This window comes from Enterobacter sp. JMULE2, assembly GCF_013337145.1.
Lineage (GTDB): Bacteria > Pseudomonadota > Gammaproteobacteria > Enterobacterales > Enterobacteriaceae > Enterobacter > Enterobacter mori.
The window spans coordinates 1,562,928-1,589,507 of sequence record NZ_SGWD01000010.1 but is presented as its reverse complement, the minus strand read 5'-3'; the positions used below and the strand labels follow the sequence as shown (position 1 = coordinate 1,589,507).

23 protein-coding genes are annotated in these 26,580 nt (G+C 55.4%); 19 read left to right on the top strand and 4 right to left on the bottom strand.

The annotated features are described in order from the left end of the window. Window positions 1–60 precede the first annotated feature (60 nt). Window positions 61–1,893: an SLC13 family permease gene (locus tag EXW94_RS08260; protein WP_010433326.1), complete on the top strand. Its 1,833-nt coding sequence runs from the start codon at window positions 61–63 to the stop codon at window positions 1,891–1,893. Between the two features lie 54 nt (window positions 1,894–1,947). On the opposite strand, the gene yfbR is transcribed toward EXW94_RS08260, so the two are convergent. Further along, window positions 1,948–2,547 (bottom strand): 5'-deoxynucleotidase, encoded by a 600-nt coding sequence (gene yfbR, locus EXW94_RS08255; RefSeq protein ID WP_010433329.1) that lies wholly within the window; start codon window positions 2,545–2,547, stop codon window positions 1,948–1,950. Window positions 2,548–2,665: 118 nt separating this feature from the next. Next, complete coding sequence (alaA, locus tag EXW94_RS08250; RefSeq protein WP_008500204.1) at window positions 2,666–3,880, bottom strand: alanine transaminase AlaA; 1,215 nt, start codon at window positions 3,878–3,880, stop codon at window positions 2,666–2,668. A 547-nt stretch (window positions 3,881–4,427) separates the two neighbouring features. Between alaA and EXW94_RS08245 the strand changes: the two genes are divergently transcribed. From EXW94_RS08245 to nuoN, 15 genes are all read left to right on the top strand, one after another. Continuing rightward, window positions 4,428–5,233, top strand: a protein-coding gene (locus EXW94_RS08245; RefSeq protein WP_174339605.1) for an IS5 family transposase whose coding sequence is annotated in 2 segments (ribosomal slippage) — window positions 4,428–4,778 and window positions 4,781–5,233 — 804 coding nt in all. Because the reading frame shifts where the segments join, the coding sequence is not laid out codon by codon here. 458 nt (window positions 5,234–5,691) lie between these two features. Continuing rightward, entirely contained in the window at window positions 5,692–6,630 is a 939-nt protein-coding gene (gene lrhA, locus EXW94_RS08240; RefSeq protein ID WP_089597911.1) for a transcriptional regulator LrhA, read from the top strand. 630 nt (window positions 6,631–7,260) lie between these two features. Then, window positions 7,261–7,701: an NADH-quinone oxidoreductase subunit NuoA gene (gene nuoA / locus EXW94_RS08235; protein WP_010433335.1), complete on the top strand. Its 441-nt coding sequence runs from the start codon at window positions 7,261–7,263 to the stop codon at window positions 7,699–7,701. A 15-nt stretch (window positions 7,702–7,716) separates the two neighbouring features. Further along, window positions 7,717–8,391 carry an NADH-quinone oxidoreductase subunit NuoB gene (nuoB, locus tag EXW94_RS08230; protein ID WP_003861482.1) on the top strand — a complete coding sequence of 225 codons (675 nt, stop codon included), beginning with the start codon at window positions 7,717–7,719 and terminating at the stop codon, window positions 8,389–8,391. An 89-nt stretch (window positions 8,392–8,480) separates the two neighbouring features. After that, window positions 8,481–10,283, top strand: a complete 1,803-nt coding sequence (nuoC, locus tag EXW94_RS08225; protein ID WP_089597912.1) for an NADH-quinone oxidoreductase subunit C/D — start codon at window positions 8,481–8,483, stop codon at window positions 10,281–10,283. Between the two features lie 2 nt (window positions 10,284–10,285). Next, entirely contained in the window at window positions 10,286–10,786 is a 501-nt protein-coding gene (gene nuoE / locus EXW94_RS08220) for an NADH-quinone oxidoreductase subunit NuoE (protein ID WP_006176513.1), read from the top strand. Further along, the gene (gene nuoF / locus EXW94_RS08215; RefSeq protein ID WP_089597913.1) at window positions 10,783–12,120 is read left to right on the top strand and encodes an NADH-quinone oxidoreductase subunit NuoF; all 1,338 of its coding nucleotides are present in this window, start codon (window positions 10,783–10,785) and stop codon (window positions 12,118–12,120) included. Before nuoE ends, nuoF begins: the two co-directional genes overlap by 4 nt. Window positions 12,121–12,174: 54 nt before the next feature. Next, complete coding sequence (gene nuoG / locus EXW94_RS08210) at window positions 12,175–14,898, top strand: NADH-quinone oxidoreductase subunit NuoG (protein ID WP_174339887.1); 2,724 nt, start codon at window positions 12,175–12,177, stop codon at window positions 14,896–14,898. Continuing rightward, entirely contained in the window at window positions 14,895–15,872 is a 978-nt protein-coding gene (gene nuoH / locus EXW94_RS08205; protein ID WP_010433351.1) for an NADH-quinone oxidoreductase subunit NuoH, read from the top strand. Before nuoG ends, nuoH begins: the two co-directional genes overlap by 4 nt. 13 nt (window positions 15,873–15,885) lie before the next feature. Further along, window positions 15,886–16,428, top strand: coding sequence for an NADH-quinone oxidoreductase subunit NuoI (nuoI, locus tag EXW94_RS08200; RefSeq protein ID WP_010433353.1), 543 nt, complete (start codon window positions 15,886–15,888; stop codon window positions 16,426–16,428). A 10-nt stretch (window positions 16,429–16,438) separates the two neighbouring features. Then, window positions 16,439–16,993, top strand: coding sequence for an NADH-quinone oxidoreductase subunit J (gene nuoJ / locus EXW94_RS08195; protein WP_010433354.1), 555 nt, complete (start codon window positions 16,439–16,441; stop codon window positions 16,991–16,993). Beyond that, window positions 16,990–17,292 carry an NADH-quinone oxidoreductase subunit NuoK gene (gene nuoK, locus EXW94_RS08190; RefSeq protein WP_006176506.1) on the top strand — a complete coding sequence of 101 codons (303 nt, stop codon included), beginning with the start codon at window positions 16,990–16,992 and terminating at the stop codon, window positions 17,290–17,292. Before nuoJ ends, nuoK begins: the two co-directional genes overlap by 4 nt. Continuing rightward, complete coding sequence (gene nuoL, locus EXW94_RS08185; RefSeq protein WP_089597915.1) at window positions 17,289–19,130, top strand: NADH-quinone oxidoreductase subunit L; 1,842 nt, start codon at window positions 17,289–17,291, stop codon at window positions 19,128–19,130. The genes nuoK and nuoL overlap by 4 nt, the downstream gene beginning before the upstream one ends. Before the next feature lie 76 nt (window positions 19,131–19,206). After that, window positions 19,207–20,736: an NADH-quinone oxidoreductase subunit M gene (gene nuoM / locus EXW94_RS08180; protein WP_089597916.1), complete on the top strand. Its 1,530-nt coding sequence runs from the start codon at window positions 19,207–19,209 to the stop codon at window positions 20,734–20,736. A gap of 6 nt (window positions 20,737–20,742) precedes the next feature. Then, window positions 20,743–22,200: an NADH-quinone oxidoreductase subunit NuoN gene (gene nuoN / locus EXW94_RS08175; RefSeq protein ID WP_174339886.1), complete on the top strand. Its 1,458-nt coding sequence runs from the start codon at window positions 20,743–20,745 to the stop codon at window positions 22,198–22,200. A gap of 100 nt (window positions 22,201–22,300) precedes the next feature. Here the strand turns inward: nuoN and EXW94_RS08170 are convergent, their stop codons facing one another. Both EXW94_RS08170 and rbn read right to left on the bottom strand, forming a co-directional pair. Next, complete coding sequence (locus EXW94_RS08170) at window positions 22,301–23,305, bottom strand: chemotaxis protein (protein ID WP_174339885.1); 1,005 nt, start codon at window positions 23,303–23,305, stop codon at window positions 22,301–22,303. Window positions 23,306–23,369: 64 nt separating this feature from the next. Continuing rightward, a complete protein-coding gene (gene rbn, locus EXW94_RS08165; RefSeq protein ID WP_174339884.1) occupies window positions 23,370–24,287 on the bottom strand; it encodes a ribonuclease BN in 918 nt (305 codons plus the stop codon). A 71-nt stretch (window positions 24,288–24,358) separates the two neighbouring features. On the opposite strand from rbn, the gene EXW94_RS08160 reads away from it, so the two are divergent. The 3 genes from EXW94_RS08160 to menF all read left to right on the top strand — a co-directional run bounded on the left by EXW94_RS08160 (window position 24,359) and on the right by menF (window position 26,570). Next, window positions 24,359–24,820 carry a GNAT family N-acetyltransferase gene (locus EXW94_RS08160; RefSeq protein ID WP_010433368.1) on the top strand — a complete coding sequence of 154 codons (462 nt, stop codon included), beginning with the start codon at window positions 24,359–24,361 and terminating at the stop codon, window positions 24,818–24,820. Between the two features lie 53 nt (window positions 24,821–24,873). Beyond that, the gene (gene elaB, locus EXW94_RS08155; RefSeq protein WP_029485146.1) at window positions 24,874–25,179 is read left to right on the top strand and encodes a stress response protein ElaB; all 306 of its coding nucleotides are present in this window, start codon (window positions 24,874–24,876) and stop codon (window positions 25,177–25,179) included. A gap of 95 nt (window positions 25,180–25,274) precedes the next feature. Further along, the gene (menF, locus tag EXW94_RS08150; protein WP_174339883.1) at window positions 25,275–26,570 is read left to right on the top strand and encodes an isochorismate synthase MenF; all 1,296 of its coding nucleotides are present in this window, start codon (window positions 25,275–25,277) and stop codon (window positions 26,568–26,570) included. Window positions 26,571–26,580 lie beyond the last annotated feature (10 nt).

Here is a 26,580-nt window from a genome sequence, read left to right as displayed (position 1 = left end):
CCACATTGTTGGGGCTTTTTTATGGCAGAATTCTTTATCTTCCACTGACAAGGATAGGTTGTGAACGGTGAACTGATTTGGGTCCTGAGCCTGCTGTTAATCGCCATCATTCTTTTCGCTACAGGCAAGGTGCGCATGGATGCCGTCGCCCTGTTTGTCATCGTCGCGTTTGTGCTGAGCGGCACGCTCACGCTACCCGAGGCATTCTCCGGGTTTAGCGACCCCAACGTTATTCTTATCGCCGCCCTGTTTATCATTGGTGACGGGCTGGTGCGCACCGGCGTAGCGACCATTATGGGAACGTGGCTGGTGAAGGTGGCGGGCAGCAGTGAAACCAAAATGCTGATCTACCTGATGGTGACGGTTGCCGGACTGGGGGCGTTTATGAGCTCAACGGGCGTGGTCGCCATCTTTATTCCGGTGGTGCTGAGCGTCTCCATGAGGATGCAAATCTCGCCATCGCGCCTGATGATGCCCCTGAGCTTTGCCGGTTTGATCAGCGGCATGATGACGCTGGTGGCGACGCCGCCAAACCTGGTCGTCAACAGTGAACTGATCCGCGAAGGATTCCAGGGCTTCAGTTTTTTCAGCGTTACCCCGATTGGGCTGGTCGTTCTGGTGATGGGCGTGGTCTACATGCTGCTGACCCGTTTTGCCCTGAAAGGCGAAAATCAGGATAAAAGCAAAGAGGGCTGGAAGCGACGCACCTTTCGCGATTTGATTAAAGAGTACCGTCTCACCGGGCGTGCACGACGTCTGGCTATTCGCCCCGGCTCACCGATGATTGGCCAGCGGCTGGACGATCTTAAGCTCCGTGAACGCTACGGTGCGAACGTCATTGGCGTGGAGCGCTGGCGTCGTTTCCGCCGGGTGATTGTCAACGTTAACGGGGTGTCGGAATTCCGTGCGCGGGACGTTCTGCTGATTGATATGTCCACCGCAGAGGTAGACCTGCGTGAGTTTTGCAGCGAACAGCTGCTGGAGCCGATGGTGCTGCGCGGCGAGTATTTCTCCGACCAGGCGCTGGACGTCGGTATGGCCGAAGTATCGCTGATCCCGGAATCGGAGCTGTTGGGGAAAACCGTGCGCGAAGTCGGCTTCCGCACCCGCTATGGTTTGAACGTCGTGGGACTGAAGCGCGATGGCGTGGCGATGGAAGGCGCAGTGGTGGATGAGCCAATCCTGTTAGGTGACATCTTTCTCGTCGTCGGTAACTGGAAGCTGATTAGCCAACTCGGGCAAAAAGGGCGTGATTTTGTGGTGCTCAATATGCCGGTTGAAGAGAGCGATGCGTCCCCGGCGCACAGCCAGGCACCTCACGCGATTTTCTGTCTGGTGCTGATGGTCGCACTGATGCTGACCGATGAAATCCCCAATCCGGTCGCGGCCATCATCGCCTGCCTGCTGATGGGGAAATTCCGCTGCATTGACGCCGAAAGCGCGTATAAAGCCATTCACTGGCCGAGCATTATTCTGATTGTCGGAATGATGCCCTTTGCGCTGGCGTTGCAAAAAACCGGCGGGGTGGATTTGATCGTTAAAGGCTTAATGGACGTTGGCGGCGGGTATGGGCCGTACATGATGATGGTCTGTCTGTTTATCATGTGCGCCTCCATCGGCCTGTTTATTTCCAATACCGCGACGGCGGTACTGATGGCGCCTATTGCGCTGGCGATGGCGAAATCCATGGGCGTGTCGCCGTATCCGTTCGCGATGATGGTGGCGATGGCGGCCTCCGCGGCATTTATGACGCCGGTATCTTCACCAGTGAATACGCTGGTGCTGGGGCCCGGGAATTATAGATTCAGCGATTTCGTTAAGATTGGCGTGCCGTTCACCGTGCTGGTAATGGTGGTGTGCGTGGTGTTAATTCCGGTTTTATTCCCGTTTTAGCGTGAGCGCAGAAACGTAGGCCGGGTAAGGCGAAGCCGCCACCCGGCGAAAAAATTACAACGGTGAATCCTGGCTAATCTCATCCAGCGACAGATGGAAGCTCGGTACAAATACCTGCATAAAATAATCCATTTCTTCGCTGCGGCGGGATTCCAGCGTTTTTTCCAGACGCGTTTTAGCCAGTAAAAACTCGTTATTCCCCGCAGACAGCTCTTCCAGACACTTCAGGTAGGCGCAGAGCGCGTCGGCCTGCTTCACCAGCGACTTTTCATCTTCCGTGTACTGATGTTCATCGATAAGCGGCTCAAAGATATCGCGTAATTCATCCGGCACCATATCGATCAGCTTCTGCTGAGCAATCTTCTCAATCGCCTTATATTCCTGCGCAATCTGCGAGTTGAAATATTTCACTGGCGTCGGCAGATCGCCGGTCAGCACTTCCGAGGCATCATGGTACATCGCCAGCAGGGCAATACGTTCAGCGTTGACCTGCCCGTTAAATTTGCGGTTCTTTATTGCGGCCAGCGCGTGAGCGACCATCGCAACCTGCAGACTGTGCTCTGAAACATTTTCCGTGCGGACGTTGCGCATCAGCGGCCAGCGGTTGATCAGCTTCAGGCGGGAGAGGTGGGCAAAGAAATGACTCTGACTCATAGGTTACCTTTTGTCTTTACTGCGACAGGCGTTCATTGTGCGGGGAGGGGAGGCAAGATGCAAATATGCGGATTTTGTAGGCCGGGCAAGCGCAGCGCCACCCGGCAGAAAGGCAACGTTACTGATGGTATCCAGAGAGGAAGCGCCCGAAGCGGCTGATGGCCATTTCTAGGTCATCTTCGCGCGGCAGGGTCACAATGCGCACGTGATCCGGCCACGGCCAGTTAAACGCCGTACCCTGAACCAGCAGCACTTTTTCCTGCAGCAGGAAGTCGAGCACCATCTTCTGGTCGTCGTGAATATTGAAGCGCTTAGCGTCAATTTTCGGGAACATATAGAGCGCGCCGTTAGGTTTCACGCAGGAGACGCCAGGAATATCGTTGATCAATTCCCACGCGCGGTTACGCTGTTCATACAAGCGACCACCGGGAACGATAAACTCGCTAATGCTTTGGTAGCCGCCGAGCGCCGTCTGGATCGCGTGCTGTGCAGGAACGTTGGCACATAAACGCATCGACGCCAGCATTTCCAGCCCTTCAATGTAGCCTTTGGCGTGCTTTTTCGGACCGTTCAGTACCATCCAACCCTGACGGAAACCGGCTACGCGGTAGGTTTTAGACAGGCCGTTAAAGGTGACGGTCAGCAGATCCGGGGCCAGCGCGGCGATCGAGTGGTGCTGTGCCGCGTCGTACAGGATTTTGTCGTAGATTTCGTCGGCAAAAATGATCAGGTTGTGCTGGCGGGCGAGCTCGACGATCTCCATCAGCAGTTCTTTCGAATAGACCGCACCCGTCGGGTTGTTCGGGTTAATGATCACGATGCCACGCGTGCGAGGCGTAATTTTCGCGCGAATATCATCAAGGTCCGGGAACCAGTCAGAGGACTCGTCACAGAGATAATGAACGGCTTTACCGCTCGACAGCGACACGGCCGCCGTCCACAGCGGGTAGTCAGGCGCAGGTACCAGCATTTCATCGCCGCTGTTCAGCAGCGCCTGCATCGCCTGCACAATCAGTTCAGAGACGCCGTTGCCGATATAGATATCTTCAACGGTAACGTCACGCATACCGCGCGCCTGATAGTGCTGCATGATGGCTTTACGCGCGGAATAGAGTCCTTTTGAATCGCAGTAGCCTTGTGCAGTAGGAAGGTTGCGGATCACATCAACCAGAATTTCATCCGGCGCTTCAAAACCAAATGGCGCAGGGTTACCAATGTTGAGTTTCAGAACCTTATTGCCTTCCTCTTCAAGGCGTTTGGCCTCTTTCAGAACCGGGCCGCGGATGTCGTAACAGACGTTATCTAGTTTGCTGGATTTTTCGATAGGGGACATGAACCTTTAACCTTTTCGCTAGTATTGCCACTCCCTGCCGTGGAAGTCTGCACGGAACAATGTACTCCCCCCTCGCTTCGTTTTGAAGGGTGTACAGGAGAAGATTTTGTACAATGCGTCAATTCCTGTGGAATCTATTTCACTGCTTGCGGCGAGTTCTGTCGTGCTAAAGTAATGTGATAAGTATGTTCTTAAGTTTATTGTGCTGTTTATTGTTGGTTTTATTTCATATTGTGCTGATAAAAATAAAAAACATGCCCAATACGCAGTAAGAAGTTCCTCTAAGTGACTTTTCGTAAAATCAGATGCTTCGAGACAGACTGTTGGAATAGTATGCTTAGGCTAAAAGTTACTCATGTGAAATTAATGTTAAGTGTTATTAATGAATGGCCTTAATCTAAATTAAAATTTATTTATTATTAACCAACAAAATGCAACTTTAGTTAATTTTAATAAAATTAGTTGAGAGGCTTAACAGTCCCTCTTAGAACCTATCCCAGAAGGGATTGTCAGAATGTCGTAACTGATAATTTCTGAAGGTGAAAAGATGACAGGCAGCAAATGGCGGATCAGCGATGAACTTTGGGAAAAAATGGCACCGCTTATCCCTGAGCACAAAACCTGCCATCCACTCGGTACGCACCGGAAACGCGTTGATAACCGCGCTGCCATGGACGCCATATTCTTCGTCCTCAGGACCGGTTGCCAGTGGAACGCCCTGAACGCCACCGGGATATGTTCATCGAGTTCTGCACACCGGCGCTTTCAGGAATGGCGCGATGCCGGAGTCTTCGAGCGCTTCTGGCAGAACGGTTTGCTTGCCTGCGGGCATCTGGACAGCATTGACTGGTCCTGGCTGTCAATGGACGGCTGTATCACCAAATCGCCGCTGTCAGGAACAAAAAAACAGGCCGTAACCCCACTGACAGAGGGAAACAAGGCGTAAAGCGCAGCCTTTTGACGGACGCCTGCGGGCTTCCTCTGTCGCTGGTTGTCTCAGCAGCGAACACGCACGACATCAAACTGGTTGCGGATACGCTCGATGCCCTTCAGACGGGTCGTCCGGGGCAAAAACTCAGACTCTGCCTGGACAAAGGTTACGATGCAGGCTGGCTGAAAACATATCTGCAGAGCCGCCGCTACGAGCCGCATATCCAGTCCCGTAAAGAAGAGTCAGATGCCAGTAAAAACACGGACTTCAAAGCCCATCGCTGGGTTGTCGAAAGAACTCATAGCTGGATGAATCGCTTTCGCCGGGTTCTGACACGATGGGAAAAGAAGACTGAAAATTACGAGGCCATGTTGCATTTTGCCTGTGGTCTTATTGTCTGGAATAAAGTCCTATTGAGATAGGCTCTTAATCCTTAATATTGCAATAAGACTTATAAATAAAGTGGATTTGGGTTAAGATGTCTTTCAGGAAAGCAGGCGCCAGAGCCCTATGTTTTGTATATCTGGATCCGCTTTTCTAAATTAATTGATTGTTATTGTTGGATTTATCTCTGGCTGGTGTGTGCCGAACACATCCTGCTACGTTAACCGCGCTGCGATAAAGATGGCCGTAAAGGTGTCATACCTTTAATGTAATTTACAGAAACCTGCGAACATCTAAATATTCTGAACGTTTAAGAGAATAAAAATAACGTCATGAAACGTGCTTTCTGACTGTTGATATACAGCAGCACAATAACTATCTGTCAGGCAGTCTGCCGGGCCGGGATGCGAGGGAAACCTTCAGAGGGAATTGCTTAACTGTTACACACAGCTTCAACCCGGGCAGCTCCGCACGAGCAACCTGAAAGTGAATAGATATGATAAATGCAAATCGTCCGATAATGAATCTCGACCTCGATCTGCTGAGAACGTTTGTTGCGGTCGCCGATCTCAACACTTTTGCAGCAGCTGCTGCCGCAGTTTGCCGAACCCAGTCTGCCGTTAGCCAGCAAATGCAGCGGCTGGAGCAACTGGTCGGTAAAGAGCTTTTTGCACGTCATGGACGTAATAAGCTCTTAACGGAACACGGTATCCAGCTACTGGGTTATGCCAGGAAAATACTTCGCTTTAATGATGAAGCATGTATGTCTTTAATGTTTAGCAACCTCCAGGGGGTGTTAACATTAGGCGCATCTGATGAGTCAGCGGATACCATATTGCCGTTTCTTCTCAATCGTATCAGTTCGGTTTATCCGAAGCTTGCGCTGGATGTTAGCGTAAAGCGTAATGCTTTTATGATTGAGATGCTCAAAGAGAATGAAGTGGATCTGGTGGTCACGACGCATCGTCCTGGGCAATTTGATTGTCTGACGCTGCGGACTTCTCCAACGCATTGGTATTGCGCGGCTGAATATGTACTACAACAAGGTGAGCCCATTCCATTGGTCTTACTGGATGATCCAAGTCCGTTCCGGGATATGGTGCTGTCGGCGCTCAACGAGGCCAACATTCCGTGGCGTTTGGCCTATGTGGCCTCAACGCTACCCGCTGTTCGAGCTGCCGTGAAAGCGGGGCTCGGCGTAACAGCGCGTCCGGTGGAAATGATGAGTCCGGATCTCCGCGTGTTGGGTAAAAGTGATGGTCTTCCTGCGTTGCCGGATACGGAGTATCTGTTATGCCACAACGCAACCAGCAATAACGAGCTGGCAAAAGTCGTGTTTGAGGCGATGGAAAACTACCATAACCCCTGGCAATACGAGCATGTTACTCCGGAAGGGGGGGATGACTCCCTGATCGTTGAAGGGGACTTTGAGTGATCAAACACTCAAAATTCTCGTAACAAATTGTAAGTGTAAAAAAGAGCCACTCGCGCGATTTTCGCGTGAAGTGGTTTTTTTTTGGTAAAAATACCCTTTCCGAATACAGGGTTAGATCATGTAAGCTTTAAATATCAGTGAGATAGATTGTTTTGGTCAAATCGTGTTCGTTTTCCGTTCTAACTGGACGCTTCCCCGTTCAATGTTAAAAAAACAGGAAATATGTTGCCGGTTTCTTGATTGAATTAACAAAAGCGTGTCTCAGATCAAGAAAATACTCCTATTTGGGGGGAGGAATCGTTGGCAAATCCTGTCAAAATAGGAGGGTTATTTTTTTACTTCCAAAACGGACACGATTCAACAACATGCATTTGACGTAAAGTCAGGTACCCACCAGGGTTAAAAGGGCATGAAATGTTAATGAGAATCGCTTGATGTCATTTAATGTGAAGAAACCTTTGTTAAAGTTGACAAAAGGTTATAGAAAGGAGTAAAAAACCCCATCATTTTGCTGTCTATGTCTCATTTCTGACAGTTAGTGTAAGGTTATTTGTTCCTCCCCATGAATCGATGTGATGCCCATCTGCCAGCAAGAGCAGTGTCGTCGGTATCACTTTTGATGAGTAAGCAATGAGTATGTCAACATCCACAGAAGTCATCGCTCATCACTGGGCATTCGCAATCTTTCTTATTGTAGCCATTGGCCTGTGCTGCCTGATGTTAGTCGGCGGCTGGTTCCTGGGCGGTCGCGCCCGCGCAAGGCACAAAAACACACCTTTCGAATCAGGTATTGATTCCGTAGGTACCGCTCGCTTACGCCTGTCTGCCAAGTTCTACCTGGTAGCCATGTTCTTCGTCATCTTCGACGTGGAAGCGCTTTACCTTTTCGCATGGTCGACCTCCATTCGCGAAAGTGGTTGGGTGGGCTTTGTCGAGGCCGCAATTTTCATTTTAGTGTTACTGGCCGGTCTGGTTTATCTGGTGCGTATTGGCGCGCTGGACTGGACGCCTGCGCGTTCACGCCGTGAGCAGATCAACCCGGAAAACAGTATCTCTAATCGTCAGCAGTAACAGCGAGGCAATAAGATGGATTATACGCTCACCCGCATAGATCCTAACGGTGAGAATGACCGTTACCCCCTGCAAAAACAGGAGATCGTAACCGACCCCCTGGAGCAAGAAGTCAATAAAAGCGTGTACATGGGCAAGCTCGAACATGCCATGCACGATATGGTCAACTGGGGTCGTAAGAACTCCATCTGGCCTTACAACTTTGGCCTTTCTTGCTGCTACGTTGAAATGGTGACGTCATTCACTGCGGTGCATGACGTTGCGCGTTTTGGGGCAGAGGTACTGCGTGCTTCCCCACGTCAGGCTGACCTGATGGTGGTGGCCGGTACGTGCTTTACCAAGATGGCCCCGGTTATTCAGCGTCTTTATGACCAGATGCTGGAGCCAAAATGGGTTATCTCCATGGGCGCATGTGCAAACTCTGGCGGTATGTACGACATTTATTCCGTCGTGCAGGGCGTAGATAAGTTTATCCCGGTGGATGTCTACATTCCGGGCTGCCCGCCGCGTCCGGAAGCTTACATGCAGGCGCTGATGCTGCTGCAGGAGTCTATCGGTAAAGAACGTCGCCCACTGTCGTGGGTTGTTGGCGATCAGGGTGTGTATCGCGCGAACATGCAGTCCGAGCGCGAGCGTAAACGTGGTGAACGTATTGCCGTCACCAACCTGCGTACGCCTGACGAAATTTAATTTGCGCCTGTGGGCCTGGAGAACACCTTCGCATATCACTACTCAAATAGCGCGAAGCCAGGCTTAACAGTCACCACGGACCATTTGCAATGGTGAACAATATGACCGACTTAACCGCGCAAGAAGCCGCCTGGCAGACACGGGATCATCTCGATGACCCAGTCGTTGGCGAACTGCGCAACCGTTTTGGGCCGGATGCCTTTACTGTTCAGGCCACCCGCACCGGGGTACCCGTTGTTTGGGTGAAGCGTGAACAATTACTGGAAGTGGTCGATTTCCTCAAGAAATTGCCGAAACCTTACGTCATGCTGTTTGACTTACACGGCATGGATGAACGTCTGCGTACTCACCGCCAGGGTCTCCCTGCTGCGGATTTTTCCGTTTTCTACCACCTGATCTCAATAGACCGTAATACGGATATCATGCTCAAGGTGGCATTGTCTGAAAACGACATGCATCTGCCGACGATCACCAAACTTTTCCCGAACGCGAACTGGTACGAGCGTGAAACCTGGGAAATGTTCGGCATGACCTTTGACGGCCACCCGCACCTGACGCGCATCATGATGCCGCAGACCTGGACCGGCCACCCGCTGCGTAAAGACTACCCGGCACGTGCAACCGAATTCGACCCGTTTGAGCTGACCAAAGCCAAGCAGGATCTGGAGATGGAAGCGCTGACCTTCAAGCCGGAAGACTGGGGCATGAAGCGCGGTACCGAAAACGAGGACTTCATGTTCCTCAACCTCGGTCCGAACCACCCGTCTGCGCATGGTGCATTCCGTATCATTCTTCAGCTTGACGGCGAAGAGATTGTCGACTGCGTGCCTGACATCGGCTACCACCACCGTGGTGCTGAGAAGATGGGCGAGCGTCAGTCCTGGCACAGCTACATTCCGTATACCGACCGTATCGAGTACCTCGGCGGCTGCGTCAACGAAATGCCATACGTGCTGGCCGTTGAGAAACTGGCGGGTATCACCACGCCGGATCGCGTTAACGTGATTCGCGTCATGCTGTCAGAACTGTTCCGAATCAACAGCCACCTGCTGTACATCTCCACGTTCATTCAGGACGTCGGCGCGATGACCCCGGTATTCTTCGCCTTTACCGACCGTCAGAAAATCTACGATCTGGTAGAAGCGATTACCGGTTTCCGTATGCACCCGGCCTGGTTCCGTATCGGCGGTGTGGCACACGATCTGCCGCGCGGCTGGGACCGTCTGTTGCGTGAATTCCTTGACTGGATGCCAAAACGTCTGGCGTCCTACGAGAAAGCCGCGCTGCGTAACACCATCCTGAAAGGTCGTTCTCAGGGCGTTGCAGCCTACGGCGCGAAAGAAGCGCTGGAGTGGGGGACGACAGGTGCAGGTCTGCGTGCGACCGGTATTGATTTCGACGTGCGTAAAGCCCGTCCTTACTCTGGCTACGAGAACTTCGACTTTGAAGTCCCGGTGGGCGGCGGTGTTTCCGACTGCTATACCCGCGTGATGCTGAAAGTGGAAGAGCTGCGCCAGAGTCTGCGCATCCTTGAGCAGTGCCTCAACAACATGCCGGAAGGCCCGTTCAAAGCGGATCACCCGCTGACGACGCCGCCGCCGAAAGAGCGCACGCTGCAACATATCGAAACCCTGATCACCCACTTCCTGCAGGTTTCCTGGGGTCCGGTCATGCCGGCGCAAGAATCCTTCCAGATGATTGAAGCGACCAAGGGTATTAACAGTTACTACCTGACCAGCGACGGCAGCACCATGAGCTACCGTACCCGCGTGCGTACGCCAAGCTTCGCGCACCTGCAGCAGATCCCGGCCGCCATTCGCGGCAGTCTGGTCTCCGACCTGATTGTGTATCTGGGTAGTATCGATTTTGTTATGTCAGATGTGGACCGCTAATTATGCACGAGAATCAACAACCACAGACCGAGGCTTTTGAGCTGAGTGAAGCAGAACGTGCTGCTATTGAGCACGAGATGCACCACTACGAAGACCCGCGTGCGGCGTCCATTGAAGCGCTGAAAATCGTACAGAAACAGCGTGGCTGGGTGCCGGATGGGGCGATCTACGAGATCGCAAAAGTGCTGGGTATTCCGGCGAGTGACGTAGAAGGCGTAGCCACGTTCTACAGCCAGATCTTCCGTCAGCCGGTTGGCCGCCATGTGATCCGCTACTGTGACAGCGTTGTCTGCCACATCACCGGTTATCAGGGTATTCAGGCTGCGATTGAGAAGAAGCTCAATATCAAGCCGGGCCAGACCACGTTCGATGGACGCTTTACTCTGCTGCCGACCTGCTGCCTGGGTAACTGCGACAAGGGGCCGACCATGATGATTGATGAGGACACTCACAGCCATCTGACGCCGGAAGCGATTCCTGACCTGCTGGAGCAGTACAAATGAAAACTGTAATTCGTACTGCTGAGACGCATCCGCTGACCTGGCGTCTGCGCGATGACAAACAGCCGGTATGGCTTGAAGAATACGAAAGCAAAAACGGCTATGCCGGCGCGCGTAAAGCCCTTGGCGGCATGGCGCCGGACGACATCGTTAACGCGGTAAAAGACTCTGGCCTGAAAGGGCGCGGCGGTGCGGGCTTCTCCACCGGTCTGAAGTGGAGCCTGATGCCGAAAGACGAATCCATGAACATCCGTTACCTGCTGTGTAACGCCGATGAAATGGAGCCGGGCACCTATAAAGACCGCCTGCTGATGGAGCAGCTGCCGCACCTGCTGGTGGAAGGCATGCTGATCTCCGCGTTTGCGCTGAAAGCGTACCGTGGCTACATCTTCCTGCGCGGTGAGTACATCGAAGCGGCAGAAAACCTGCGTCGCGCGATTGCGGAAGCCACCGAAGCGGGCCTGCTCGGTAAAAACATCCTGGGCACCGGGTTTGACTTCGAACTGTTCGTGCACACCGGGGCCGGGCGTTACATCTGCGGTGAAGAAACCGCGCTGATAAACTCCCTGGAAGGCCGCCGTGCGAACCCGCGCTCTAAGCCACCGTTCCCGGCAAGCTCCGGCGTATGGGGTAAACCGACCTGCGTAAACAACGTCGAAACCCTGTGTAACGTTCCGGCTATCCTCGCCAACGGCGTGGAGTGGTATCAGGGCATCTCCTCAAGCAAAGATGCCGGTACCAAGCTGATGGGCTTCTCTGGTCGCGTTAAAAATCCTGGCGTCTGGGAACTGCCGTTCGGTACCACCGCACGCGAAATTCTTGAAGACTACGCGGGCGGCATGCGCGATGGCCTGAAATTCAAAGCCTGGCAGCCGGGTGGGGCAGGGACTGACTTCCTGACCGAAGCTCACCTCGATCTGCCGATGGAATTCGAAAGCATTGGTAAAGCAGGCAGCCGTCTGGGTACGGCGCTGGCGATGGCCGTCGACCACGAGATCGGCATGGTCTCGCTGGTGCGTAACCTGGAAGAGTTCTTCGCCCGCGAGTCCTGCGGCTGGTGTACACCGTGCCGTGACGGTCTGCCGTGGAGCGTGAAGATCCTGCGTGCAATCGAACGTGGCGAAGGCCAGCCTGGCGATATCGAGACACTTGAGCAACTGTGTCGATTCTTAGGCCCAGGCAAAACCTTCTGTGCCCACGCACCGGGTGCCGTCGAGCCGCTGCAGAGCGCGATTAAATATTTCCGCGACGAATTCGAAGCAGGCATCAAGCAGCCGTTCAGCAATACCCATTCAATCAATGGGATTCAGCCGAACCTGCTGAAAGCGCGCTGGTAAAAACAGAATTTTGATTAACGCTCGGTTTCGACCGAGACAACTGGAAGCATGCTAATGGCTACGATTCATGTAGACGGCAAAGAATACGAAGTCAACGGGGCGGACAACCTGCTGGAAGCTTGTCTGTCTCTTGGCCTCGATATTCCGTACTTTTGCTGGCATCCGGCGCTGGGCAGCGTCGGTGCTTGCCGCCAGTGTGCGGTGAAGCAATATCAAAACGCGGAAGACACGCGTGGTCGCCTGGTGATGTCCTGTATGACGCCAGCCACCGAAGGCACCTTTATTTCGATTGATGACGAAGAAGCCAAACAGTTCCGCGAAAGCGTGGTGGAATGGTTGATGACCAACCACCCGCACGACTGTCCGGTTTGTGAAGAGGGCGGTAACTGCCACCTTCAGGATATGACCGTCATGACCGGTCACAGCTTCCGTCGCTATCGCTTTACCAAGCGTACCCACCGTAATCAGGATCTGGGGCCGTTCATCTCTCACGAAATGAACCGCTGCATCGCCTGCTACCGCTGCGTGCGATACTACAAAGACTACGCAGACGGTCAGGATCTGGGCGTGTATGGCGCACATGACAACGTCTACTTCGGTCGTCCGGAAGACGGTACGCTTGAAAGCGAATTCTCCGGTAACCTGGTAGAAATCTGCCCGACCGGCGTATTCACGGATAAAACCCACTCCGAGCGTTACAACCGTAAATGGGACATGCAGTTTGCGCCAAGCATCTGCCAGCAGTGTTCCCTCGGCTGTAACACCAGCCCGGGTGAGCGTTACGGCGAACTGCGCCGTATCGAAAACCGTTATAACGGTACCGTTAACCACTACTTCCTCTGCGACCGCGGTCGTTTCGGCTATGGCTATGTCAACCTGAAAGACCGTCCGCGTCAGCCGGTTCAGCGCCGTGGCGACGACTTCATTACCCTGAACGCTGAACAGGCGATGCAGGGCGCGGCAGATATTCTGCGCCAGTCGAAGAAAGTGATCGGTATCGGCTCCCCGCGCGCCAGTATCGAAAGCAACTTTGCGTTGCGCGAGCTGGTTGGGGCGGAAAACTTCTATACCGGTATCGCTCAGGGCGAGCAGGAACGTCTGCAGCTGGTACTGAAAGTGCTGCGTGAAGGCGGTGTCCACACCCCTGCGCTGCGCGAAATTGAATCTTATGATGCGGTTCTGGTGCTGGGTGAAGACCTGACGCAGACCGGCGCACGGGCGGCTCTGGCGGTTCGTCAGGCGGTGAAGGGGAAAGCACGTGAAATGGCAGCGGCGCAGAAAGTGGCCGACTGGCAGATTGCGGCAATCCTGAACATCGGGCAGCGCGCGAAGCATCCGCTGTTTGTGACCAACGTTGACAATACCCGTCTGGACGATATCGCGGCGTGGACCTACTGCGCACCGGTTGAAGATCAGGCGCGTCTTGGCTTTGCGATTGCCCACGCGCTGGACAGCAACTCTCCGGCCGTTGAGCTGGATCGCGACCTGCAGAATAAGGTCGACGTGATTGTTCAGGCCCTGGCCGGTGCGAAAAAACCGCTGATTATTTCCGGGACCAACGCCGGTAGCGCCGAGATCATTCAGGCGGCAGCCAACGTTGCCAAAGCCCTGAAAAGCCGCGGTGCGGACGTCGGTGTGACCATGATTGCCCGTGCGGTGAACAGCATTGGTCTGGGCATGATCGGCGGCGGCTCGCTGGAAGCAGCGTTAAGCGAACTGGAATCCGGTTCTGCTGACGCCGTTGTGGTGCTGGAAAACGATCTGCATCGCCATGCCTCTGCTGCTCGCGTTGACGCCGCGCTCTCCAAAGCGCCGCTGGTGATGGTGATTGACCACCAGCGCACGGCGATTATGGATAAAGCGCACCTGGTGCTCTCTGCGGCAAGCTTCGCAGAAAGCGACGGTACCGTTATCAACAACGAAGGCCGCGCACAGCGTTTCTTCCAGGTTTATGACCCGGCCTACTACGACAGCAACACCGTGATGCTGGAAAGCTGGCGCTGGCTGCACTCCCTGCACAGCACCGTGCAGAGCCGTGAAGTGGACTGGACGCAGCTCGACCACGTTATCGACGCGGTAGTCGAAAAACTGCCTCAGCTGGCAGGCATTAAAGATGCCGCACCTGAAGCAAGCTTCCGCATTCGCGGCCAGAAACTGGCGCGTGAACCGCACCGTTACAGCGGTCGTACCGCAATGCGCGCCAATATCAGCGTGCACGAACCGCGCCAGCCGCAGGATAAAGACACGATGTTTGCCTTCTCAATGGAAGGGAACAACCAGCCGTCTGCGCCGCGTTCGCAAATCCCATTCGCATGGGCGCCAGGCTGGAACTCCCCGCAGGCATGGAACAAGTTCCAGGCTGAAGTGGGTGGCTCTCTGCGCCATGGCGATCCGGGCGTGCGTCTGATTGAAGCCTCCGAAACCGGTCTGGACTTCTTCACCACTGTACCGGCGAGCTTCCAGGCCCAGGATGGCAACTGGCGTATCGCGCCGTACTACCATCTGTTCGGTAGCGACGAGCTGTCCCAGCGTTCACCGGTCTTCCAGACCCGCATGCCGCAGCCGTACATCAAGCTCAACCCGGCGGATGCCGCGAAGCTTGGCGTTAACGCGGGCGCAAACATTGCCTTTAGCTATGACGGCCAGACCATCAGCCTGCCGCTGATTATCTCTGAAGGTCTGACAGCAGGGCAGGTGGGTCTGCCAATGGGTATGCCTGGCATCGCGCCGGTACTGGCGGGTGCGCGTCTTGATAACCTGCAGGAGGCAAAAGCATGAGTTGGTTAACGCCGGATCTTATCGACATCCTGCTGAGCATTCTGAAAGCGGTTGTGATTCTGCTGGTGGTGGTCACCTGCGGCGCGTTCATGAGCTTTGGTGAACGTCGTCTGCTCGGTCTGTTCCAGAACCGTTACGGACCGAACCGCGTGGGCTGGGGTGGTTCACTCCAGCTTGTGGCGGACATGATCAAGATGTTCTTTAAAGAGGACTGGATCCCGCGCTTCTCGGACCGCGTGATCTTTACTCTGGCACCGATGATCGCCTTCACCTCGCTGCTGCTGGCGTTTGCTATCGTTCCGGTCAGCCCGACCTGGGTGGTCGCTGACCTGAACATCGGCATTCTGTTCTTCCTGATGATGGCAGGCCTCGCGGTTTACGCGGTGCTGTTCGCAGGCTGGTCCAGTAACAACAAATACTCGCTGCTGGGTGCAATGCGTGCTTCCGCGCAGACGCTGAGCTACGAAGTGTTCCTGGGTCTCTCCCTGATGGGCGTGGTGGCGCAGGCCGGTTCATTTAACATGACCGACATCGTCAACAACCAGGCCGACATCTGGAACGTTATCCCGCAGTTCTTTGGGTTTATTACCTTTGCTATCGCGGGCGTGGCGGTGTGTCACCGTCACCCGTTTGACCAGCCAGAAGCCGAACAGGAACTGGCCGACGGTTACCACATTGAATATTCCGGTATGAAATTCGGTCTGTTCTTCGTGGGCGAGTACATCGGTATCGTCACCATTTCCGCGTTGATGGTAACGCTGTTCTTTGGTGGCTGGCATGGCCCGTTCTTACCGCCGTTCATCTGGTTCGCGCTGAAAACCGCGTTCTTTATGATGATGTTCATTTTGATTCGTGCGTCCTTACCGCGTCCGCGTTATGACCAGGTAATGTCCTTCGGCTGGAAAGTGTGCCTGCCGCTGACGCTCGTCAACTTGTTGGTAACGGCGGCTGTCATTCTCTGGCAGCAGCCATAAGGGGCTTTAGACCATGACCTTAAAAGAATTATTAGTAGGTTTCGGCACCCAGGTACGCAGTATCTGGATGATCGGCCTGCACGCGTTTGCCAAACGCGAAACCCAGATGTACCCGGAAGAGCCGGTATATCTGCCGCCGCGCTACCGTGGCCGTATCGTGCTGACGCGCGATCCGGACGGTTCTGAGCGCTGCGTTGCCTGTAACCTGTGTGCGGTAGCGTGCCCGGTAGGCTGTATCTCTCTGCAAAAAGCCGAGACGGTAGATGGCCGCTGGTACCCTGAGTTCTTCCGCATCAACTTCTCACGCTGCATCTTCTGCGGTCTGTGTGAAGAAGCGTGCCCAACCACGGCGATTCAGCTGACTCCAGACTTCGAACTGGGTGAGTACAAGCGTCAGGACCTGGTGTACGAGAAAGAGGATCTGCTGATTTCCGGTCCGGGCAAATACCCGGAATATAACTTCTACCGGATGGCGGGTATGGCAATCGACGGCAAAGATAAGGGCGAAGCAGAGAACGAAGCTAAGCCTATCGACGTCAAGAGCCTGTTACCGTAAGGAGAGGGCAATGGAATTCGCTTTTTATATCTGTGGCCTTATCGCCATCCTGGCTACGCTGCGAGTGATCACGCACACCAATCCGGTGCATGCGCTGCTGTACTTAATCATTTCGCTGCTGGCCATTTCCGGGGTGTTCTTTGCGCTGGGCGCGCACTTCGCCGGTGCGCTGGAAATCATCGTCTACGCCGGTGCCATCATGGTGCTGTTCGTGTTCGTGGTGATGATGCTGAACCTGGGCGGCTCTGAAATTGAGCAGGAACGTCAGTGGTTAAAACCGCAGGTGTGGATTGGTCCGGCAATTCTGTCGGCCATCATGCTTGTGGTGATTGTTTACGCCATTCTGGGCGTGAACGATCAGGGCATCGACGGTACGCCAATCAGCGCTAAGACAGTGGGTATTGCTCTGTTTGGCCCTTACGTTCTGGCGGTTGAACTGGCGTCAATGCTGCTGCTGGCAGGTCTGGTTGTTGCCTTCCACGTCGGCCGTGAAGAGCGTGTTGGCGAGGTGCTGAGCAACCGCACTGATGACCGCGCGAAAAGAAAAACGGAGGAGCGCGCATGATCCCCTTAACACATGGACTGATCCTCGCTGCGATTTTGTTCGTTCTGGGCTTAACCGGTCTGGTTATCCGCCGCAATCTGCTGTTTATGCTGATTGGTCTGGAAATCATGATTAACGCCTCCGCGCTGGCCTTCGTGGTCGCCGGGAGCTACTGGGGCCAGGCCGACGGTCAGGTGATGTACATTCTCGCCATCAGCCTTGCGGCTGCCGAAGCGAGTATTGGCCTGGCGCTGTTGCTGCAGCTCCATCGTCGCCGCCAGAACCTGAACATCGATTCAGTAAGTGAGTTGCGTGGATGAACATGCTTGCCTTAACCATTATTTTTCCGCTGATTGGCTTCGTGCTGCTGGCGTTTTCTCGCGGCCGCTGGTCTGAGAATCTGTCTGCGACCGTGGGCATTGGCTCAATCGGTCTGGCTGCGCTGGTGACGGCGTATGCGGGTATCGACTTCTTTAACAACGGACGTCAGCCTTTCAGCGTGCCGCTGTGGACCTGGATGTCGGTCGGTGATTTCAACATCGGTTTCAACCTGGTGCTGGATGGTCTGTCTCTGACCATGCTCTCCGTTGTCACCGGCGTGGGCTTCCTGATCCACATGTTCGCCTCCTGGTATATGCGCGGTGAAGAGGGGTATTCCCGCTTCTTCGCCTACACCAACCTGTTTATCGCCAGCATGGTTGTTCTGGTGCTGGCCGATAACCTGCTGCTGATGTACCTGGGCTGGGAAGGCGTGGGTCTGTGTTCTTACCTGCTGATCGGCTTCTACTACACCGATCCGAAGAATGGCGCAGCGGCCATGAAAGCGTTCGTCGTGACCCGCGTGGGTGACGTGTTCCTCGCTTTCGCGCTGTTCATTCTCTATAACGAACTGGGCACGCTGAACTTCCGCGAAATGGTGGAACTGGCGCCGGCGCACTTCGAAGCAGGCAACAACATGCTGTGGTGGGCAACGCTGATGCTGCTGGGTGGTGCTGTGGGTAAATCCGCGCAGCTGCCGCTGCAGACATGGCTGGCCGACGCGATGGCGGGTCCAACCCCTGTCTCCGCGCTGATCCACGCCGCGACCATGGTCACCGCCGGTGTCTACCTGATTGCGCGTACCCATGGCCTGTTCCTGATGACCCCGGAAATTCTGCATCTGGTGGGTATCGTCGGTGCGGTCACGCTGGTGCTGGCAGGCTTTGCCGCGCTGGTACAGACCGACATCAAACGCGTTCTCGCGTACTCCACCATGAGCCAGATTGGTTACATGTTCCTGGCGCTGGGCGTTCAGGCGTGGGACGCAGCCATTTTCCACCTGATGACGCACGCGTTCTTTAAAGCGCTGCTGTTCCTTTCATCCGGTTCGGTGATCCTGGCCTGCCACCACGAGCAGAATATCTTCAAGATGGGCGGACTGCGTAAGTCTATCCCGCTGGTGTATGTCTGCTTCCTGGTGGGCGGCGCGGCGCTGGCGGCACTGCCGCTGATCACCGCGGGCTTCTTCAGTAAGGACGAAATCCTTGCGGGTGCCATGGCGAATGGTCATATCAATCTGATGGTTGCGGGTCTGGTCGGTGCGTTCATGACCTCCCTGTATACCTTCCGTATGATTTTCATCGTATTCCACGGTAAAGAACAAATTCACGCTCACGCAGGGAAGGGGATCACCCATCACCTGCCGCTGATTGTGCTGCTGGTACTCTCCACCTTCGTTGGCGCGATGATTGTGCCACCGCTGCAGGGCGTACTCCCGGCGACAACCGAGCTTGAGCACGGTCGCGTTCTGACGCTTGAAATCACCTCCGGCGTGGTTGCTATCGCGGGCATCCTGATTGCTGCATGGCTGTGGCTGGGTAAACGCACGCTGGTGACTGCCGTTGCCAACAGTGCGCCGGGCCGTCTGCTGGGCACCTGGTGGTACAACGCGTGGGGCTTCGACTGGCTTTACGACATGATCTTCGTTAAGCCGTTCCTGGGCATCGCGTGGCTGGTAAAACGCGACCCGCTGAACAGCCTGATGAATATCCCGGCGATCCTCTCCCGCTTTGCAGGTAAAGGCCTGCTGTACAGCGAGAACGGTTATCTGCGCTGGTATGTGGCATCCATGAGCATCGGTGCGGTTGTCGTGCTGGCGCTGCTGATGGTGTTGCGTTGATCGTTAAGTGAATTTTATTCGAATTCGTTGAAAATCAGGCCCCTGCTGGGGGCCTTAAAAAGGAATGTAAATCGCCATGTTACTACCCTGGCTAATATTAATTCCCTTCATCGGCGGCTTCCTGTGCTGGCAGACTGAACGCTTTGGCGTGAAGATGCCGCGCTGGATCGCGCTGATCACCATGGGATTAACGCTCGCACTTGGCCTGCAACTCTGGTTGCAGGGTGGCTACTCTCTGACCCAGTCTGCGGGCATTCCGCAGTGGCAGTCTGAGTTTATCCTGCCGTGGATCCCGCGTTTCGGCATTACGATCCACCTCGCGATTGACGGTTTGTCGCTGCTGATGGTGGTGCTGACCGGCCTGCTCGGCGTTCTGGCGGTACTTTGCTCCTGGCGAGAAATCGAAAAATACCAGGGCTTCTTCCACCTGAACCTGATGTGGATCCTCGGCGGCGTGATCGGCGTGTTCCTTGCCATCGACATGTTCCTGTTCTTCTTCTTCTGGGAGATGATGCTGGTGCCGATGTACTTCCTGATCGCGCTGTGGGGCCATAAGGCGTCCGACGGTAAAACGCGTATTACGGCGGCAACCAAGTTCTTCATCTATACCCAGGCGAGCGGTCTGGTGATGCTGATTGCCATCCTGGCGCTGGTGTTCGTGCATTACAATGCGACCGGTGTTTGGACCTTCAACTATGAAGAGCTGCTGAAGACCCCGATGTCTCACGGCGTGGAATACCTGCTGATGCTGGGCTTCTTCATCGCCTTCGCGGTGAAAATGCCGGTGGTTCCGCTGCACGGCTGGCTGCCAGACGCGCACTCTCAGGCACCGACGGCGGGTTCCGTTGACCTGGCGGGCATCTTGCTTAAAACGGCGGCCTACGGTCTGCTGCGTTTCGCACTGCCGCTGTTCCCGAATGCCTCCGCTGAATTCGCACCCATTGCCATGTGGCTCGGCGTGATCGGTATCTTCTACGGCGCGTGGATGGCCTTCACGCAGTACGACATCAAGCGTCTGATTGCCTACACCTCCGTTTCCCACATGGGCTTCGTGCTGATTGCGATCTACACCGGCAGCCAGCTGGCGTACCAGGGCGCGGTCATTCAGATGATTGCGCACGGCCTGTCCGCCGCGGGTCTCTTCATCCTGTGCGGTCAGCTGTATGAACGTCTGCACACTCGCGACATGCGCATGATGGGCGGCCTGTGGGGCAAAATGAAATGGCTGCCAGCGCTCTCCATGTTCTTCGCGGTTGCCACCCTGGGTATGCCGGGCACCGGTAACTTCGTCGGCGAATTTATGATTCTGTTCGGCAGCTTCAAAGTGGTTCCGATGATTACCGTCATCTCCACCTTTGGCCTGGTGTTCGCTTCCGTGTACTCGCTGGCGATGCTGCACCGCGCTTACTTCGGTAAAGCGAAGAGCGAAATTGCTGCACAAGAACTGCCGGGGATGTCGCTGCGTGAGCTGTTCATCATCCTGCTGCTGGTCGTACTGCTGGTGCTGTTGGGCTTCTATCCGCAGCCGATTCTGGATACCTCGCATAGCGCGATGGGCAACATCCAGCAGTGGTTTGTTAATTCTGCTTCTACTACAAGGCCGTAATTCGCCATGACAATAACTCCACAACAACTGATCGCGCTGCTACCGCTGCTGATCGTCGGATTGACGGTGGTGGTTGTGATGCTCTCCATTGCGTGGCGACGCAATCACTTCCTGAATGCGACCCTGTCCGTTTTGGGTCTGAACGCTGCGTTAGTCTCCCTCTGGTTTGTTGGCCAGGCGGGCGCGATGGACGTCACGCCGCTGATGCGCGTTGACGGTTACGCCATGCTGTACACCGGTCTGGTTCTGCTGGCGAGCCTGGCAACCTGCACCTTTGCGTACCCGTGGCTTGAAGGCTACAACGACAACAAAGAAGAGTTTTACCTGCTGGTACTGATTGCCGCACTGGGCGGCATTCTGCTGGCGAACGCGAACCACCTGGCCGCGCTGTTCCTCGGTATTGAGCTTATCTCACTCCCGCTGTTCGGCCTGATTGGTTACGCCTTCCGCCAGAAACGCTCTCTGGAAGCGGCGATCAAGTACACCATCTTGTCCGCTGCTGCCTCGTCGTTCCTGCTGTTCGGTATCGCGCTGCTGTACGCACAGACGGGTAATCTCTCCTTCCTGGCCATCGGCAAGAGCCTCGGCGACGGCATGCTGCACGAGCCGCTGCTGCTGGCGGGTCTGGGCATGATGATTGTTGGCCTCGGCTTCAAGCTCTCTCTGGTGCCGTTCCACCTGTGGACGCCAGACGTATACCAGGGCGCACCGGCTCCGGTGTCGACCTTCCTGGCGACAGCGAGCAAAATCGCTATCTTCGGTGTGGTGATGCGTCTGTTCCTGTACGCACCGGTAGGTGACAGCGAAGCGGTTCGCGTGGTGCTGGGCATTATCGCGTTCGTCTCTATCATCTTCGGTAACCTGATGGCGCTGAGCCAGACCAACATCAAGCGTCTGCTGGGCTACTCGTCTATCTCACACCTGGGTTACCTGCTGGTGGCGCTGATTGCGCTGCAGAGCGGCGAGATGTCGATGGAAGCCGTGGGCGTGTATCTGGCGGGTTACCTGTTCAGCAGCCTCGGCGCGTTCGGCGTGGTGAGCCTGATGTCCAGCCCGTACCGTGGCCCTGATGCGGATTCACTGTTCTCCTACCGTGGTCTGTTCTGGCACCGTCCGATTCTGTCTGCTGTGATGACCGTAATGATGCTCTCGCTGGCGGGTATCCCGATGACGCTGGGCTTTATCGGTAAGTTCTACGTGCTGGCAGTCGGTGTTCATGCAGGTCTGTGGTGGCTGACGGCGGGTGTCGTTATCGGCTCCGCGATCGGTCTTTACTACTACCTGCGCGTGGCCGTAAGCCTGTACCTGAGCGCGCCTCAGCAGCTTAACCGCGATGCACCGTCCAACTGGCAGTACAGCGCTGGTGGTATCGTGGTGCTTATCTCTGCGCTGCTGGTGCTGATCTTCGGTATCTATCCGCAGCCGCTGATTGATATCGTGCAGCGAGCGATGCCATTAATGTAAAAACAAAAAACCCGCCTCGGCGGGTTTTTTTATTGCCCAGCGGCGCTACGCTTGCAGGGCCTACGGGTTCTGTAGGTCGGGTAAGCGAAGCGCCACCCGACTAAGCCAGCTGCTTCCGGCTAATCAACGGCCCGTCAATCTTCTTCATCGAGCGGTCCAGCACTTCCTCAATCACTGACGACAGCTCGTTTAACTCAAACTTCGCCACATACCCGTCGGCCTTCACTTTGCGAATATGGTCTTCGTTGGCGTTGCCGGACAGAGACGAGTGGATCACCACCGGAATATCCTTCAGGAACGGATCGGTTTTGATTTTGCGCGTCAGCGTAAAGCCGTCCATCTCCGGCATTTCGAGGTCGGTCAGCACCAGTGCAATTTTATCGGTGATGGGAACCCCTTCAGCCTGCGCCTGTGCCGCCAGTACGCCAATTTTCTCCCATGCGTCTTTACCAGTAATGTGTAGCTGCGCGGGAATTTCCATCGCCTGCAGGCCTTTCTCCAGCATCGAGCGCGCCACTTTGGAATCTTCCGCAACAATCGCGACCGAGCCCGGCTTGATATTGAATTTGGTGGTTTTCAGATTGGTCGCGTGCAGATCGTGGTTAGCCGGGGTGATGTCGTACAGGATCTGCTCAACATCCAGCACCATCGCCAGATCGTTGGTATCGGTCTTCTCGTCCAGACAGGCGATGCTGGTGATATAGCGCCCGCTGACGGCGGTTTCGGCCGCATGAACCTGTTTCCAGTCCAGACGCATGATGTTCTCAACAGACTCCACGGCAAACGCCTGCACGCTGCGGGCGTATTCGGTGATCAGCAGAATGTTTAGTCCGGTCGTCGGCTTGCATCCGGCCACGGCGGCCAGGTCAATCACCGGGATCACCTGGTCGCGAATGTTCACCATCCCCATCAGCGGAGACTTCATGCCCGCAGGTTTGGTGAACACCGGCATCGGCACAATTTCGCGCAGCTTGAACACGTTAATGCCAAACAGCTCGGACTTATTTTCGTTCAGAGAGGTGCCAAGACGGAACAGCAACAGTTCAAAACGGTTCGACAGGGTCAGATTCGCCCTGTCATCAATATCTTTCTGGAAATTATCCATTCTACCCTCAAGAGAAATGCTGACCTTTTAATCGTTATCGGCATCCTGAGGGAAAAATGAAGGACTAAACGCTGACCTGAGTGAAATCTTCCGCCAGCTCACACGCCGGGAACAGGTGACGGCACTCTGCCAGCAGGCTTGCACATCCCCGCGCGTCGTAGCGCGAACTAACGTGAGTGACGATCAATCTCCCGACGCCCGCGTCACGGGCAAGCTGCGCCGCCTGACGCGTCGAGCTATGGCCCCGGCTGTTGGCTTTCTCTTCCATCGCCGTTTCAAGCGTCGCTTCATGCACCATCACATCTACGCCCTGTGCAAGCAGACGGGCGGAAGGGCACGGCGCGGTATCGCCAAAGATCGCCAGCTTTTTCCCCGGCTGCGGCGCCGCGAGGTAGTCCTGACCGTTCACTACGCGCCCGTCTTCCAGCGTGACGGTCTCTCCCTGCTTAAGACGCTGGAACAGCGGGCCGGGCTTTATACCGTCAGCGATGAGGGCCGCGGCGTCGAGCGCGCCGGGTTTGTCGTGCTCTTCAATGCGATAGCCGTAACACTCAACCGGGTGATTAAGCGGCTGAGCGGTGACGGTATACGCGCCATCGTCGAAGATCAGACCTTCGGCGATCTCCACCACGTCGAGCGGATAATCCGTCCACGAGCCGCTCAGGCGCAGCGTCGTTTCAACAAATTCCCGGATACCCGCCGGCCCGTAAATCGTCAGCGGGTTGGCATTACCGGCCATCGAGCGGCTGCAGAGCAGGCCGGGCAGGCCGAAAAGGTGGTCACCGTGCAGATGGGTAATAAAAATTTTATCCAGCTTGCCCGGATGATAAACGGTACGCAGCAGCTGGTGCTGCGTGCCTTCACCGCAGTCAAACAGCCACAGACCGCCGCGGGTGGGGTGATGAAGATCCAGCAGGATCGCCGTCACGTTTCGTGAGCGGGTTGGCACGCCAGCGGACGTACCCAGAAAAATCAGTTCCATAACGCAATCAGCCCTTTGCCGAACGGGGAGGGGTCTAGTATAACGTGATGAACCCCAGTAAGGAGACAGACATGATCCAGTGGCAAGATTTACACCATAGCGAACTCACCGTTCATTCACTGTATGCCCTGTTGAAGCTGCGTTGCGAAGTCTTTGTTGTTGAGCAAACCTGCCCGTATCAGGACATCGATGGCGATGACCTCGTCGGCGAGAACCGTCATATCCTCGGCTGGCGCGAAAACGAGCTGGTAGCGTATGCGAGGATTCTGAAAAGCGATGACGATTTCGAACCGGTGGTGATTGGCCGCGTCATCATCAGCGATAAAGCGCGCGGTGAAAAACTGGGCTATCAGCTGATGGAGAAAACCCTGGCATCGTGCGAAAAACAGTGGCCAGACAAGGCGTTATACCTCGGCGCGCAGGCGCATCTTCAATCCTTTTACGGGCACTTTGGCTTTGCACCAGTGACGGATGTGTATGACGAAGATGGCATTCCGCATATCGGGATGGCGAGGGAAACGAAGCAGGCGTAATGGCGAGTCGTTGGCTATAGTTAGCGGACTGGTGTAACAACATGGAGAAAAATATGTCATTTCAATCCTGGGATACCCGTATTGACGACGACCTGGCCTTGCTGAGCGAGACGCTGGAAGAGGTGTTACGTTCGTCCGGCGACCCTGCCGATCAGAAATATATTGAGCTTAAAGCGCGTGCCGAAAAGGCACTGCATGAAGTGAAAAACCGCGTCAGCCATGCGTCTGATAATTACTACTACCGCGCGAAAAAAGCGGTATATCGTGCCGATGATTACGTGCATGAAAAACCGTGGCAAGGCATTGGCGCCGGTGCTGCCGTTGGGCTGGTACTGGGGCTGCTCTTAGCCCGTCGTTAACAGCGTTTTAAACGGTTAACCACTCCCTATACGTGGGTACTGATATTTCTTATGGTACCCCGTATAATACGAGGTTTTAACAGGGAGAGGTTCGCGTGCATTCGATATTCCTCGCGCTGGAGCAACTGCGCACACGGCTGGCGCAAGCGTTACCCGCAACACCCGGTTTACATCATTTCGACGTCTCTTTCCCGTTAAACGACGCATTCGATCCCCTGGCCTGGCTGGGTGCCCAGCAATGCTATCCCCAATTTTACTGGCAGCAGCGTAGCGGCGATGAAGAGCTGGCCGCGCTGGGTGCCGTTATCCATTTTTCTTCTCTCGCGTTGGCCTCGGAGTTTTTGCATACGCAGCATGCAGCCGGTGATACCCGCATTTGCGGCCTGAACGCCTTTACCCCGGAAAAGGGCAGCCTGTTTTTACCGCGCCTGCTCTGGCGACGTTCAGGCGGCGTTGCCACCCTGCGCCTGCAGCTGTGGAGTGAATGTTCCCTTCAGGACGATGCACAGGTGGCACAGCGTTTTTTAGGCAGTCTTCAGGACGCCAAACCGATCCGTCCGCTGTCCGTTCAGGTGGAGCGCGAAACGCACCAGCCGCAAAAACCGGAATGGTTGCGCCTTATACGGCAGGCAACGGAGACTATTGCGCACGGTGAGTTTGAAAAAGTGGTTCTCGCCCGCGCCACCGATCTGCAATGCCATCAGCCGGTAAATGCCGTTGCCCTGATGGCAGCCAGCCGCGCGCTCAACCTGAACTGTTACCACTTCTGCATGGTTTTCGATGCCAGCAACGCGTTTCTGGGCTCTACGCCCGAGCGTCTGTGGCGTCGGCGCGGCACGTTGCTGCGCACCGAAGCGCTGGCAGGCACCGTCGCCAGCCACGCGGATGACGCTCAGGCCCGGCGTCTGGGCGACTGGCTGATGAAAGACGATAAAAATCAGCGTGAGAATATGCTGGTTGTAGAGGACATCTGCGAACGCTTGCAGCATCACACTCAAACCCTGGAGGTGCTGCCCGCGCAGGTCGTGCGGTTGCGGAAGGTGCAGCATCTGCGGCGCTGCATCTGGACCGAGCTCAAACACGCTGACGATGAACAGTGTCTGCATGTTCTGCAGCCGACGGCGGCGGTGGCCGGGCTACCGCGCCAGGCGGCGCGTGCGTTTATCCAGAATGTGGAACCTTTTGACCGCGAGTGGTATGCCGGATCGGCCGGTTATTTATCGCCTGAGCAAAGTGAATTCTGCGTGGCGCTGCGCTCTGCACGCGTCCAGGGCGCAGCGCTGCGGCTCTACGCCGGGGCGGGGATCGTCAGCGGATCTGACCCGGAACAGGAGTGGCAGGAGATAGAAAACAAAGCCGCCGGGCTGCGCTCTCTGCTCCTTAGGGATTAATACTGATTCG